Consider the following 12,247-nt stretch of genomic DNA (forward strand, 5'->3'; position numbering starts at 1 on the left):
GGGGATCCTGACCATGCTCGCCACCACCCGCCGCACCCTGCTCGGCGGCCTTGCCGCATTGCCGCTGCTGCCGGGGATCGCGCGCGGCGCGGGGGCGGGGACGATTACCCGGCTTGATCCCGAACTCGATACGCTGCTCGACATCCAGTCGCCGCTTGAGGTGATTGCGGGCGGCATTCAATGGGCGGAAGGGCCGGTATGGATCCGCGACGGCGCGGTGACCGGCGGCGCATCGGGGGGCGCGAGCGCGTTTGATCGCAGCTATCTGCTTTTCTCCGATCCGCCGGCCAACATCGCCTATCGGTGGGACGGCCGCGAAACCAAGCCGTTCCTCGTCCCCTCGGGGCTGGCGGGTCCCATTCCCGCGGGCGTGCGCGAGGCGGGGTCGAACGGCATGATCCAGGGCCGCAAGGGCGAACTGCTGATCGCTGACAGCGGCACCCGCGCGATCGCCGCGGTTGACCTTGAGACCAAGGAAAAGACCATCCTCGCCGGTCGGTATCAGGGCAAGCGGTTCAACAGCTGCAACGATCTGGTGCAGGCGAAAAACGGCGCCATCTACTTCACCGATCCGCCCTATGGCTTCACCGAGGGGGACAAATCGCCGATGAAGGAATTGCCTTTCAACGGCGTATATCGGCTCGATCCGAACGGCACCGTTCACCTGATCGATTCGAAGCTCACCCGGCCCAACGGCATCGGCCTCTCTCCGGACCAGCGGACACTTTACGTTTCGGTTTCCGATGATGCTACCCCCTACACCTGGGCATACCCCCTAGGCGATGACGGCTTGGCGACGGGGCGGCGGATGTTTCTTGATCATAGCGCCGGAACCGCGGCGGGGCTGGAGGGCCATGCCGATGGGATGAAGGTGGCAGCCAGCGGCCATCTCTACGCCAGCGGCCCCGGCGGCATACACGTCGTCGCGCCGGATGGCCGCCGGCTAGGCCTGATCTCCACCGGCAAGAAGGCGGCAAACTGCTGCTTTGGCGAGGACGGCAAGACGTTGTTCATCGCCTCCAGCGACGAGATATTCCGCCTGCGCCTGCGCGCCTCCGGCTGGTAACCCCACGGCAGGCGGCGTAAAGGCGGCGCTATGTCCCCCGTCGCCGAACCCATTCCCGCCGCCACCGTCGTGGTGATGCGCGATCGGGCCGGCGGGCCTCCCGAATTGCTGATGGTCGAACGATCGCGAGCGATGGCGTTCGCGGGTGGCGCGCTCGTGTTTCCGGGGGGGCGGGTCGACCCCGGCGATCATCTCTTCACGCATGCCTATCCCGATGCCGCTGCGCGGGTCGCTGCGATTCGCGAGACGATCGAGGAAGCCGGTGTCGCGCTCGGCATTGATGACAAAGCGGATCGGCTGAAAGAACTTCGAGCCGCGCTTTATGGCGGTGCCCCGTTCGCCCAGCTGCTCGAAGCGGCGGGGCTGACGCTCGATCTGGACGTGCTGGTGCCCTTTGCGCGCTGGCTACCGCACGGCCTGCCGCACCGCGTGTTCGACACCCTTTTCTATCTGGCGCGATCACCCGAAGGCGCGGAGCCGCGGGTCGATGGCAACGAGAATGTGCGGCTGTTCTGGATCACCGCGCAAGGCGCGCTCGATCTGGCGGATCGCGGTGATGCGATGCTGATCTACCCCACGCGCCGCAATCTGGAACGCCTGGCGCTCTTCGACGGTTTCGAATCGGCGATGGCCCATGCCCGCGCCTTTCCCATCGAGCCGATCACGCCGCGCGTCCAAACGCGAGGCGGCATCGACTATCTCTGCATTCCTGAGGGGCTCGGCTATCCGATCACCGCCGAGCGATTGGATCGCGCGGTGCGTGCGTGAGGGCCCTGAAACAGGCCATCTGGGTGGTGATCTTGTTCCTGCTGATCGCAGGCGTCGCGCTGGTGCTGCTGACGCTGGCGCGTAGCCGGCCGCAGGACGTGCCCTGGACCCCGCTCGATCTTGGCCAGCCTATCGGCGCCTTTACCGGCCGCAAGCTGGCGGGACTGGGCGAGGATTTCGGCCAATGCCAGGCGCTGCTCACTCGGGCGGGCGTGCGCTATGACAGGCTGGCGCCGGTCACTCGGCAGGATCAATGCGGCTATAGCAACGGCGTGCGGTTCATGCCGGGCGGCGCGCGGACGATCGGCTTCAGCCCGGCGCTCGGCACCGCCTGTCCGGTGGCGGCGGGGCTGGCTCTGTGGGAGTGGAACATCGTCCAACCCGAAGGGCAGAAGCATTTCGGCTCGCGGGTTGCGCGGATCGAACATTTCGGCAGCTATTCGTGCCGCCGCATGTATGGTCGCAGCAGCGGCGACTGGAGCGAACATGCCCGCGCCAATGCGGTGGACATTGCGGCCTTCGTGCTGGCGGACGGGCGGCGCATCAGCGTTCTGAACGACTGGGAAGGCGAAGGCGAGAAGCCCGCGTTTCTGCGGGCGGTGCGGGACGGAGCCTGCCGACTGTTCGCGACCGTGCTGTCACCCGAATACAATGCCGCGCACCGCGACCACCTCCATCTCGACCAGGCTGCGCGGGGAGAGATGGGGTGGCGTGCGTGCCGCTGAGGAAGTTCAGTTCGGCAGCGCGTTGGTGTCGATCTTTTCCACCCATTGCGGGAAGAAGCTCGGCTGGCGGTTCGACCAGCCCGATGCGGTCGCCGCGGCTTCGCTGATCGACTGGAGCAGCTTGCGGCGCAGATCCGGATGGAGGTGCGGCAGTGCCGATGCCGAGCAGAAGGCCGCCGGCAGCCAAGGCCGCACTTCCGCGCCGAGAAGCCGCTCGTAGAGAAAGCGATAGGCCGAGAAGCTGGTCAACCGACCCTGGCCGAGATCGAATGCCGAAAGCGTCACCAGCGGCGCCATGAACGGTTCGATCGCGTTCAGGTCGCTGTCGTTCGGCAACATCGCGCGGATATCGGAAAGGCGTTCATAGATGCGGGCCTGCGCCCGAATGCTGGCGGCCTCCACCACGTCGCGCGACCAGCGCGATAGCGCGTCGTCCCGCTCCAGTCCCACGTCCAGCGAACGGCGAACATAGCGCTGGGTCGCTGCGGTGAAGCCCGCGAATTCCTTCATTTCCGCCAGCGTCATCGCACCTTCGGCCGGTTTCGCTCGTGCAGCCATTTCGATTCTCCCGCTCGGTTCCTTCTAGCCCCGTGGAAGAGGATCATGCTCCGGACTGGTTAACGCAGAGCTTAATGACCCCCTCCGTATCCCCACGAACATTGGAACCTAAAATGTGCTGCGACGCAACATCGGTTTGCGACGAATGGATGACACTAGGGAAACATCCTTAGGTTACTGATTTAATGTCGTATTTTCCCGTAGGCCGGTGGGCCGGGCTGCAAATCGGCAAACGGTTGCACGCGGCGGGGCAGGGTAGACTCGAACTTGGTTCCCGACGTTCATAAACCGTTCAGCGCACCTCGTCTGCGCATTACAACGGTTCGTCGGATCGGCGTGCCGCAGGGCTGTACGGGCGTCCTATAGTTTGGCTAGCAACCCTCAACCACTTCCTTTCCTGACCGGGGGGTCCAAAGATGTTCACTCGTTTCGCAGCGCGTTTTGCGCTGATGGCGGCGTGCGCCCTGATGACTGTCGTACCCGCGCAGGCAAAGGGGACCTTCTGGCAGTGCGTCACGTTCGCGCGTCAGGCCTCCGGCGTCGAATTGCGCGGCAATGCCTGGACCTGGTGGAACCAGGCGGAAGGTCGTTATCAGCGCGGCGAAACCCCTGCCGTCGGCGCGGTCATGTCGTTCCAGCGCACCGCGCGGATGCCGATGGGCCATGTTGCGATGGTTTCCGAAGTGATCAGCGCACGCGAAGTGCTGCTTACCCACGCCAATTGGTCGCGTCCCGGCGCGGTCGAGCGCGACGTGCGCGCAATCGACGTGTCGCCCAATGGCGACTGGAGCGAAGTGCGCGTGTGGTACGGCCCGGTCGCCGGCCTGGGCACGTCGGTCTATCCGGTCAACGGCTTCATCTATCCGGGCGCTGCGCCGTCGAACGACTGGGCGAACGTGCAGGTCGCCTCGCTGGTCCTGCCGACGCTGGTCGCTACCAACTGATGCCCATCACGCGCGCGCCGTGAAGCGCAGCGCGACCCCGTTCATGCAATAGCGCTTGCCCGTCGGCCGCGGGCCATCGTCGAACACATGGCCCAAATGCCCGCCGCAGCGTCGGCACAGCACTTCGGTCCGCTCCATCCCCAGGCTGCGATCGCTCCGCGTCACCACTGCGCCGCGAAGCGGAGCATAGAAGCTCGGCCAGCCGGTGCCGCTATCGAATTTGGTCGCCGCATCGAACAGCGGTAGCGCGCAGCCGGCGCAGCCGAACACGCCCTTACGGTGCTCCTTGTTCAGTGGGCTGGTGAAGGGATATTCGGTCCCGCCATGTCGCAGCACATTATAGGCGGCCGGGGTCAGCTTCTTCTTCCATTCCGCATCGCTCAGCTTGAACGGAAAATCCGGCAGCGGCGCGGCCGGCGCGCTGCCGCAGGCGAACAGCGGCAGCGCCATGGCGGTGGCTCCGGCGGCGGCAAGCAACTGGCGGCGATCGATCGACATGGCAAACCTCATCGGGAATGGTCCTCGATATAGGTTCGGTGCCGGCAGCTGAAAGGTTGCAGGCGTCCGCCGAAACAAGGTGCACTCTTCAGGTCGTCGCCTTGCGACGCCGCTTCGGCCCGCCGGATTTCAGCACGCCGCGGCGGAACAGCCGCGCGGCGATGCCCAGCGTGATCGCCACCCACAGGGCCTGCCAAGCAAAGCCTAGCAAATGCGGCCACAGAGTCGGCACGGCCGCCGCCCGCGCCACCATCGCCATTGGCGAACTGAACGGCACGATGGCTGCCACAATGGCGACCCAGCTCTGCGGATTGCCTGCGGCATAGGAGGCGAGGCCGAACATCGCGAACTGGAAAATCGTGATCGGCAGCGACAGCATCTGGATCTCGCGCTGCGTAGAAGCGAGGGATCCGACTCCCAGGAACACCGCGCTCTGCAGCAGATACGACATAACGAAATAGCCGACGAACAGCAGCGGAAACAGCGGCCCGACCGCTACGCCCAGTTGCGAGACGAAGCCTGCCACATCGCCCGGCAGCAATCGCGGCAGGTTGGCCACGAGCGCGCCCCAGAAGCCCACGAACAGCAGCGCCGACCCGAACGCGCCCAGCAGCTTGCCGAAGAACACGCTTTCCAGCGGGACGGCGGCGGCGAGCACTTCGATCACCTTGTTCGAACGCTCCTCTGCCATCGCGCCCACCGCTTGGCCCGACAGCATCAGCGTGAGGAAGAAGATGCCGAAGGTCGCGAAATAGGCTGTCTGACCCTTTCCGCTTTCGCTGGGCACCGCGCGCCCGATCGTCTCGAACCGGGGCGTACTGGCGGCACCGGCATCGCCCGCCCGCTCGGCGCGGACGACTTGCAGCGCCAACACGGCGAGGTAGCGGCCCTCGGCCTTGGCGCCAACGCGCTGCAGGATGGTAGGACGGTCCATCGGCCCGTAGAGAATGGCCGCAGGCTCGATCGCGGGATCGTCGAACAGCGCGCGGGCCTGGCGGGCACGATCGCCCGCCAGCGTGTCGACGCGCAGGACAGGGCGGACATCGGCGCGCGTGAAAACCCGGCGCAGCTCCCGATCGACAGCGACAATCCGTGCTTTCTGGTCCTCGGGCGCGATCACCACCAGGCGCTGCCGCGCCTCGCCGGCATTGGTCGCGGTCGATGCGCTCAGGCTACCGATCACGCCGAACCCGATCATCAAGAGCGGACTGAGCAGGAACAGCAGGAAGGTAGGGGTCATCACCGTCGCGGTGATGTCGCGCCGGGCGATCGTCAGCGCCTGACGGAGGAAGCGGGCGGCGCTCATGCTTCGGCCTCCATCTGGGTCCCGGCCAGGGCGTCGGCGCCGACGATCCGCACAAAGGCGTCGTGCAAACCGGGGCGCTCGATCGACAGGCCGGAAATGCCGTGTCCTGCCTCGATCAGCCGCACCAGCAGCGACTCGATGCCGGATTCTGGCACAGTGAAGCGCCAGCTGCCTTCTTCATGGACCGCATCCGGCGGCAGCATCGCGGCGATGCCGGGGCCGTCTTCGCGCGGGGCATAGCGTGCGCGTGCGGGCAGCAGCGCGCGCGCCGTGTCCACCGTGCCTTCGAAACGGACCTTGCCCCCGGCGATGATCGAGATGCGTTCGCACAGCCGTTCGGCATGTGCCATGACATGGGTCGAAAACAGGATGGTCGCGCCACGATCGCGCTGGGCGCGGATCAACTGCTCCAGCCGTTCCTGGTTGACCGGGTCGAGTCCGGAAAAGGGTTCGTCCAGCACCAGCAGATCGGGTTCGTGCACCACCGATCCCAGCAGCTGGACAAGTTGCGCCATCCCTTTGGAAAGCTTGCGGATCTTGTCGTCGGCGGCATGCCCCAGCCCGGCGCTCTCCAGCAGCTCGCGCGCACGCTTGCGGCCGGTGGACCAGGGCAGGCCGCGCAGCGCGCCCATGAAGGCGATCGCCTCGCGGCACTTCATGTTGGGATAGAGCCCGCGTTCCTCCGGCAGATAGCCGACCCGATCGCTCATTTCGCGCGGACGCGGATTGCCGAGCAGCGTCCGTTCCCCGTCATCGGGCTCGATGATGCCGAGCAGCATGCGCAGGCTGGTGGTCTTGCCCGCGCCATTGGGGCCTAGCACGCCGTAGATCAGCCCGCGCGGAACGGCGATGTCCACGCCACCAACTGCGACCCGATCCCCGAACCGCTTGACCAGTCCGGAAGCGCTGACGGCCAGATCGCTCACTTTCGCCTCCCCCACGGTTCGCCAAACGTGGTAGCGGGTGCCGGTGCGACAAGACAAGCCCATCGAAGTGCTGTTGAAGGCAAAGGCGGCGGAAATCGGCTTCGCCGCCTGTGGCATCGCGGATGCCGATGCCGCGCCGCGCACCGCCGAGCGCCTGCGCGCCTGGCTGGACGAAGGCGCGCATGGCGACATGCTGTGGATGGAGGAACGCGCCGAACAGCGCGGCAGCCCGCGTGGGCTGTGGCCGGCGGTGCGATCGGTGATCGCACTGGGCATGAGCTATGCGCCCGCCGCCGATCCGCTGGCGCTGGCGGGCGAGGGTGAGGTGGGACGCATCTCCGTCTATGCCCAGGGTGCCGACTATCACGATGTCGTCAAGCGGCGGCTGAAGGAATTGGCGCGCTGGCTGGTGGAGGCGGCGCCGGGTGCGGATGTGAAGGTGTTCGTCGATACCGCGCCGGTGATGGAAAAGCCGCTATCGGAAGCGGCCGGACTAGGCTGGCAGGGCAAGCATACCAATCTCGTTAGCCGCAGCCACGGCAGCTGGCTGTTTCTGGGTGCGATCTATACTACGCTGGCATTGGCCCCCGATGGTCCAGGCCGGGGCGGCTGTGGAAGCTGCGATGCATGCCAGGCTGCCTGCCCCACCGATGCCTTTCCGGCGCCCTATCGCATCGATGCGCGGCGCTGCATTTCTTATCTCACCATTGAGAACAAGGGACCGATACCGCGCGAGTTCCGCGCCGGTATCGGCAACCGCATCTATGGCTGCGACGATTGTCTGGCGGTGTGCCCTTGGAACAAGTTCGCTGCGGCGGCACAGGCGAACCTGGCGTTCCATCCTCGCGCCGAATTGACGGTGCCTTATCTCGCAGACCTTCTGGCGTTGGACGATGCGGCCTTCCGTCAGGTATTCGCCGGATCGCCGATCAAGCGGATCGGTCGCGATCGGATGCTGCGCAATTGCCTGATCGCGGCAGGAAACAGTGGCAGCGCCCGGTTGCTGCCGCCGGTCGTGGCGCTGCTCGATGATCCGGCACCGGTCGTGCGCGGCGCGGCGGCATGGGCGTTGGCTCAGCTCGATCCGGCACTATGGGCGGCGGAGCGTAGCGCCCGGATGGCCGCCGAAGCCGATGCGGACGTGCTCGCCGAATGGGCCTGAACGCCGGCGTGCTTGCCCCGACGGCGGGCAACGTTATCACCGAGCGACCAGAACCAGGGGAGGAAGCGTGGCAAGTCTGTTCCGTCTGAAATCGATCACCTCGGCGGAGGATCAGCCGCATGCGCATCGCCTGGCGCGTACGCTCGGCTGGTATCATCTGGTAGCGCTCGGCGTCGGTGCGATCGTCGGCACCGGCATCCTTACCCTGATCGGTGTCGGGGCCGATCGTGCCGGCCCGGCGGTGATTCTCTCCTTCGTCGTCGCGGGGGCGATCTGCGCCTGCGCCGCACTGGCGTATGCCGAGCTGGCGACGAGCATCCCCACCTCCGGCAGCGCCTATACCTATAGTTACGTCGCGCTGGGCGAGATCGTCGCGTGGGTAGTCGGCTGGAGCCTGCTCGCCGAATATACGCTGGTGGTCGCCACCGTCGCGGTCGGCTGGTCGGGCTATGCGACGCCCTTCCTGCTCGGCATGGGCGTCCCACCGGAGTTGACCCACGGCCCGCAGATCGTCGCGGGGCAGGTCGCCGCCTGGGGCGTCAACGTGCCTGCGCTCTTCGTCGTCTGGCTGGTCGCCGGGTTGCTGATCCTCGGCACCCGCGAGAGCGCGACGCTCAACGCCATCCTTGTCGTCGTGAAGCTGATCGCCCTGGCCGTGTTCGTCGCGGTCGCGTTGCCCTATTTCGATGCGGCCAATTTCGATCCCTTTGCCCCCTTCGGCTTCGCCAAGCAGTCGAGCGGCGGGGTAGAGCGCGGCATGATGGCCGCCGCGGCGATCATCTTCTTCGCCTTTTACGGCTTCGATGCGATCTCCACCGCCGCCGAGGAAGCCAAGAACCCCGGCCGCGACCTTGCGATCGGCATCGTCGGATCGATGGTGGTTTGCGTCGCGATCTACATGGTCGTGGCACTCGCCGCGGTGGGGGCGCTCCCCTACACGCGCTTCGCCGCCAGCCCCGAGCCGCTCGCGCTGATCCTGCGCGAGGTCGGCCAGCCGGGCGTCGCCAAGTTCCTGGCGCTCAGCGCAATCGTCGCGCTGCCGACGGTGATCCTGGGCTTCCTGTTCGGCCAGAGCCGCATCTTCTTCGTAATGGCGCGCGACGGGCTGCTGCCCAAGAGCCTCGCCAAGGTCTCGCGCCGCGGCTCGCCGGTGCGGATCACGTTGTTCACCGCCGCCGTGGTGAGCTTTTTCGCCGCCTTCCTGCCGATCGACGAGATTGCCGCGCTCGCCAATGCCGGTACGCTCACTGCCTTCGCGGCGGTCGGCCTGTGCCTGCTGGTGCTCCGCCGCCGCGCGCCCGATCTCGCCCGCCCGTTCCGTACCCCCGCCGCCTGGGTGGTGGGCCTCGGCGCGATCTTCGGCTGCCTCTACCTCTTCCTCAGCCTGCCGACTCAGACGCAACTCTGGTTCGGCGGCTGGAACCTCTTGGGTCTCGTCGTCTATTTCGCCTATGCCCGCCGCAACGCAGCAAAGGGTGACGCATGAGCGGTTGGACGATCGGAATCATCGGCGGTTCGGGCCTCTACGATGTCGAGGGCATCGAGGGCGGCGAATGGGTGGAGGTGGCGAGCCCCTGGGGCCAGCCGTCCGACGCCTGCTTCGTCGGCCATGTCGGGCATGTGAAGGTGGTGTTCCTGCCGCGCCACGGTCGTGGCCACCGAATCAGTCCCTCGGACCTCAACGTGCCGGCCAATATCGACGTGCTGAAGCGGCTGGGTGTCACCGACGTGCTTGCCGTCTCGTCGGTCGGCTCGCTCGCCGAGGAGCGCGCACCGGGCACCTTCACCATCGCCGACCAGTTTATCGACCGCACCAAGGGCCGCACGCCCAGCTTCTTCGGCACCGGCATGGTCGCCCATGTCTCGATGGCCGATCCGGTTTGTCCGCGCCTCTCCGCGCTGGCGGCGGCGGCGGCGCAGGCGGCGGGTGCCGTCACCCATGTCGGCGGCACCTATCTGGCGATGGAAGGCCCGCAATTCTCGACCCGGGCCGAGAGCCATCTCTACCGCAGCTGGGACTGCCATATCATCGGCATGACCGCGATGCCCGAGGCCAAGCTCGCCCGCGAGGCGGAGCTGCCTTATGCGCTGGTCGGCATGGTGACCGATTATGACTGCTGGCGCGAGGGCGAGGAGGCGGTCGACGTGGCGCAGGTGATCGCCCAGCTTTCCAGCAATGCCGAGAAGGCGCGGCGGATGGTGATGCACCTGCTGCGCAACCTGCCGGAGGAGCGCACCCCTTCGCCGATCGACACCTGCCTCGACACGGCGCTGATCACTGCACCCTCGGCGCGCGATCCGCAGCTTCTGGCGAAGCTCGACGCCGTTGCCGGCCGGGCGCTCGGCTGATGGCGCGGCATCTTTTCGCCGCGGGCGCGCTGCTGCTTGCCACCCCCGCCATCGCGCAGGAAGCGGCTCCCGATCCATCGCAGGATCTGCGCTGGCAGAGCGCCCAGTCGCTCGCGCTGGCCAGCCGCGGCTCTGCTCAGGGTTGGCGCGTCCTGGAAGGTGGGCTGCGCTGGCGCCGCGTGAAGGGCGACGGGTCGGGGCCGCATCCGGCGGTCAGTGACATGGTGACGCTGCACTATGCCGGCACCTTCGTCGACGGCAGCGAATTCGACAGCTCCTATGGCGGCCCGCCCGCGCGATTCCCGCTCGATCGGCTGATCCGTGCCTGGCAGGTGGCGGTGCCGCTGATGGGCGTGGGGGACACGATCGAAATCGCCGTGCCGGCGGAGCTTGGCTATGGCTTTCGTGGCAAGGGGCCGATCCCCGGTGGCGCGACGCTGCTGTTCAAGATTGAACTGCTCGGTATCGGCGACAGCTGAGACGAATACGGCCCCGCTCCGGATCGGAACGGGGCCGCCTTCTTCCGTTCGGACGCGCTTGCCTCAGGCGTAACGGACCTGCACCTTGCGGGTACGATAGCGCATCGCACCGCCGATCGCGCCAAAGCCCAGGATCAGCATCATCCAGCTTGCGGGTTCGGGCACGGGACCACCGGCGAAGTAGGAAGCGTACACATCGCTGGTCGTCACCTTGTACCCGCTATTGGCCAGCACATCGACGTTCACGTTCCAGCCGATGGCATCGAACAGCGCCAGGTCGGCTGCGGTGATCTCGTCCACGAAGCCGTCGCAGGTATAGGGGTTCATCACGCCGACATAGCCGGTGCAGGTGCCCGGCGCCTTCCAGTGGGAAGCCTGCCAGCCGTCGCCGTTATTCTCGCCGGTCGAGAAATACGCATCGCCCTGGAACACGGTGGCACCGCCGTCGATCGAGAAATATGCTGGCTGGTCGAACGCCCAGTTCAGTTGGCCGTCGCCGGTGTACCGGAACATGTCGGAGGCGTAGGCCCACCAATAATTGTCCGTTTGGAACCCCGTGCCGACGGAATAGTCGAAATCGTCGGCGCCGCTCAGAAAGCCCAGCGCATGGCCCATTTCGTGGATCGCCACGCCGATGAAGTCATAGGCGTTGGTGGTGATGCCGTCCGTCGGATCGAAGTCGAACGCGAAGTCACTTGAGAACAGGATCCGGCCGTCTGTCGCCGCAGCTTGACCGGTAAGGGCTTGCCAGTTCGATGAAGCCACCGCGATGGTGTTGCTGATTTCCATGCCATCGGGCGTCAGGCGCGTGCCAGTCGCCGCCACACCATTTCCGCTGGCCGGCAGGGCATATTGCGGAACGATCGCCTGTACGCTGCCGGTAGCGCTCAGCGGCTGCAGGTTCGCAACGGCGATAGCGTCCAGCGCACTGTTCCCGCCGGATGCCAGCGCGTTGTAATAGTCGGCAATCGGAACATAGGTGTAGAGTGCAGTGGAAGTTCCCCCCAGGACGTTGGGACCCAGCGATGAAAAGCCGACGTCGAAATGCAGCGTCACATTGCTGGTAAGAACGCTCTCCCAATAGCTCGCCGCGATCTGGAAACCGAGTTCGGCCGGCGATCCGGTAACACCGCCAATATCGTTGAGAACAATCTTCGTTTGCGCAGATGCAGGCGCAGCGATGTTGCAAGCAAGCGCCATTGCGCTGCCAACCAGCAGCTTCACAATATTCGATTTCATTCGAACCCCCCTATTGGTCGAAGATGGATGTCGATCACTGCCCAAGGTTAATCAACATTAACCAAGGTGCTGGAGGGACTGCCTGCCGTCAAGAAGATTTGTGCGGGGCACAAGCAACAGGCGGTGTTCGATGCCGCCAAATTGGACATATCGCTGGAAAAGCTGGTGCGTAGCAGCGAAGTAAACAGATCAATCGCGCACAAAAAAAGGGCCGGCGGCATGCCCTT

The 12,247-nt window shown here is 66.0% G+C and carries 13 protein-coding genes; 8 read left to right on the top strand and 5 right to left on the bottom strand.

Features of this window, described 5'->3' with window-relative positions; genetic code table 11:
* The first annotated feature begins 13 nt into the window (after positions 1 to 13).
* From ACNFJ7_RS14400 to ACNFJ7_RS14410, 3 genes are read left to right on the top strand one after another with little or no spacing between them, the layout of a single operon-like run.
* Complete coding sequence (locus ACNFJ7_RS14400) at positions 14 to 1,066, top strand: SMP-30/gluconolactonase/LRE family protein (protein ID WP_019369749.1); 1,053 nt, start codon at positions 14 to 16, stop codon at positions 1,064 to 1,066.
* Between the two features lie 30 nt (positions 1,067 to 1,096).
* Positions 1,097 to 1,834 (top strand): NUDIX hydrolase, encoded by a 738-nt coding sequence (locus ACNFJ7_RS14405; RefSeq protein WP_026009178.1) that lies wholly within the window; start codon positions 1,097 to 1,099, stop codon positions 1,832 to 1,834.
* Positions 1,831 to 2,559 carry an extensin family protein gene (locus tag ACNFJ7_RS14410; RefSeq protein ID WP_019369751.1) on the top strand — a complete coding sequence of 243 codons (729 nt, stop codon included), beginning with the start codon at positions 1,831 to 1,833 and terminating at the stop codon, positions 2,557 to 2,559. Before ACNFJ7_RS14405 ends, ACNFJ7_RS14410 begins: the two co-directional genes overlap by 4 nt.
* Positions 2,560 to 2,565: 6 nt before the next feature.
* On the opposite strand, the gene ACNFJ7_RS14415 is transcribed toward ACNFJ7_RS14410, so the two are convergent.
* Positions 2,566 to 3,117 carry a hypothetical protein gene (locus ACNFJ7_RS14415; RefSeq protein ID WP_019369752.1) on the bottom strand — a complete coding sequence of 184 codons (552 nt, stop codon included), beginning with the start codon at positions 3,115 to 3,117 and terminating at the stop codon, positions 2,566 to 2,568.
* Positions 3,118 to 3,533: 416 nt separating this feature from the next.
* Between ACNFJ7_RS14415 and ACNFJ7_RS14420 the strand changes: the two genes are divergently transcribed.
* Positions 3,534 to 4,061, top strand: a complete 528-nt coding sequence (locus ACNFJ7_RS14420; protein ID WP_019369753.1) for a CHAP domain-containing protein — start codon at positions 3,534 to 3,536, stop codon at positions 4,059 to 4,061.
* A gap of 6 nt (positions 4,062 to 4,067) precedes the next feature.
* On the opposite strand, the gene msrB is transcribed toward ACNFJ7_RS14420, so the two are convergent.
* From msrB to ACNFJ7_RS14435, 3 genes are all read right to left on the bottom strand, one after another.
* Positions 4,068 to 4,559, bottom strand: coding sequence for a peptide-methionine (R)-S-oxide reductase MsrB (msrB, locus tag ACNFJ7_RS14425; protein ID WP_019369754.1), 492 nt, complete (start codon positions 4,557 to 4,559; stop codon positions 4,068 to 4,070).
* An 88-nt stretch (positions 4,560 to 4,647) separates the two neighbouring features.
* Positions 4,648 to 5,865, bottom strand: a complete 1,218-nt coding sequence (locus tag ACNFJ7_RS14430; RefSeq protein ID WP_019369755.1) for an ABC transporter permease — start codon at positions 5,863 to 5,865, stop codon at positions 4,648 to 4,650.
* Positions 5,862 to 6,791, bottom strand: coding sequence for an ABC transporter ATP-binding protein (locus ACNFJ7_RS14435; protein WP_019369756.1), 930 nt, complete (start codon positions 6,789 to 6,791; stop codon positions 5,862 to 5,864). Before ACNFJ7_RS14435 ends, ACNFJ7_RS14430 begins: the two co-directional genes overlap by 4 nt.
* A gap of 43 nt (positions 6,792 to 6,834) precedes the next feature.
* Here ACNFJ7_RS14435 and queG point away from each other — a divergent pair, with 43 nt between their 5' ends.
* The 4 genes from queG to ACNFJ7_RS14455 all read left to right on the top strand — a co-directional run bounded on the left by queG (position 6,835) and on the right by ACNFJ7_RS14455 (position 10,781).
* Positions 6,835 to 7,953 (top strand): tRNA epoxyqueuosine(34) reductase QueG, encoded by a 1,119-nt coding sequence (queG, locus tag ACNFJ7_RS14440; RefSeq protein ID WP_026009179.1) that lies wholly within the window; start codon positions 6,835 to 6,837, stop codon positions 7,951 to 7,953.
* Positions 7,954 to 8,020: 67 nt separating this feature from the next.
* The gene (locus tag ACNFJ7_RS14445) at positions 8,021 to 9,439 is read left to right on the top strand and encodes an amino acid permease (RefSeq protein WP_019369758.1); all 1,419 of its coding nucleotides are present in this window, start codon (positions 8,021 to 8,023) and stop codon (positions 9,437 to 9,439) included.
* A complete protein-coding gene (gene mtnP / locus ACNFJ7_RS14450; protein ID WP_019369759.1) occupies positions 9,436 to 10,302 on the top strand; it encodes an S-methyl-5'-thioadenosine phosphorylase in 867 nt (288 codons plus the stop codon). The genes ACNFJ7_RS14445 and mtnP overlap by 4 nt, the downstream gene beginning before the upstream one ends.
* Positions 10,302 to 10,781: an FKBP-type peptidyl-prolyl cis-trans isomerase gene (locus ACNFJ7_RS14455; protein WP_019369760.1), complete on the top strand. Its 480-nt coding sequence runs from the start codon at positions 10,302 to 10,304 to the stop codon at positions 10,779 to 10,781. Before mtnP ends, ACNFJ7_RS14455 begins: the two co-directional genes overlap by 1 nt.
* Before the next feature lie 63 nt (positions 10,782 to 10,844).
* Here the strand turns inward: ACNFJ7_RS14455 and ACNFJ7_RS14460 are convergent, their stop codons facing one another.
* On the bottom strand, positions 10,845 to 12,020 hold the full coding sequence (locus ACNFJ7_RS14460) for an NF038122 family metalloprotease (RefSeq protein ID WP_019369761.1): 1,176 nt from the start codon (positions 12,018 to 12,020) through the stop codon (positions 10,845 to 10,847).
* Positions 12,021 to 12,247 lie beyond the last annotated feature (227 nt).

Origin of the sequence: Sphingomonas sp. HT-1 (assembly GCF_048568905.1) — a bacterium.
In the GTDB taxonomy this organism is placed as follows: Bacteria; Pseudomonadota; Alphaproteobacteria; order Sphingomonadales; family Sphingomonadaceae; genus Sphingomonas.

Coding starts and splice junctions, on each gene's coding strand:
- ACNFJ7_RS14400 (WP_019369749.1), top strand. CDS start 14: ATGCTCGCCACCACCCGCCGCACCCTGCTCGGCGGCCTTGCCGCATTG.
- ACNFJ7_RS14460 (WP_019369761.1), bottom strand. CDS start 12,020: ATGAAATCGAATATTGTGAAGCTGCTGGTTGGCAGCGCAATGGCGCTT.
- msrB (WP_019369754.1), bottom strand. CDS start 4,559: ATGTCGATCGATCGCCGCCAGTTGCTTGCCGCCGCCGGAGCCACCGCC.
- ACNFJ7_RS14405 (WP_026009178.1), top strand. CDS start 1,097: ATGTCCCCCGTCGCCGAACCCATTCCCGCCGCCACCGTCGTGGTGATG.
- ACNFJ7_RS14455 (WP_019369760.1), top strand. CDS start 10,302: ATGGCGCGGCATCTTTTCGCCGCGGGCGCGCTGCTGCTTGCCACCCCC.
- ACNFJ7_RS14420 (WP_019369753.1), top strand. CDS start 3,534: ATGTTCACTCGTTTCGCAGCGCGTTTTGCGCTGATGGCGGCGTGCGCC.
- ACNFJ7_RS14430 (WP_019369755.1), bottom strand. CDS start 5,865: ATGAGCGCCGCCCGCTTCCTCCGTCAGGCGCTGACGATCGCCCGGCGC.
- ACNFJ7_RS14415 (WP_019369752.1), bottom strand. CDS start 3,117: ATGGCTGCACGAGCGAAACCGGCCGAAGGTGCGATGACGCTGGCGGAA.
- mtnP (WP_019369759.1), top strand. CDS start 9,436: ATGAGCGGTTGGACGATCGGAATCATCGGCGGTTCGGGCCTCTACGAT.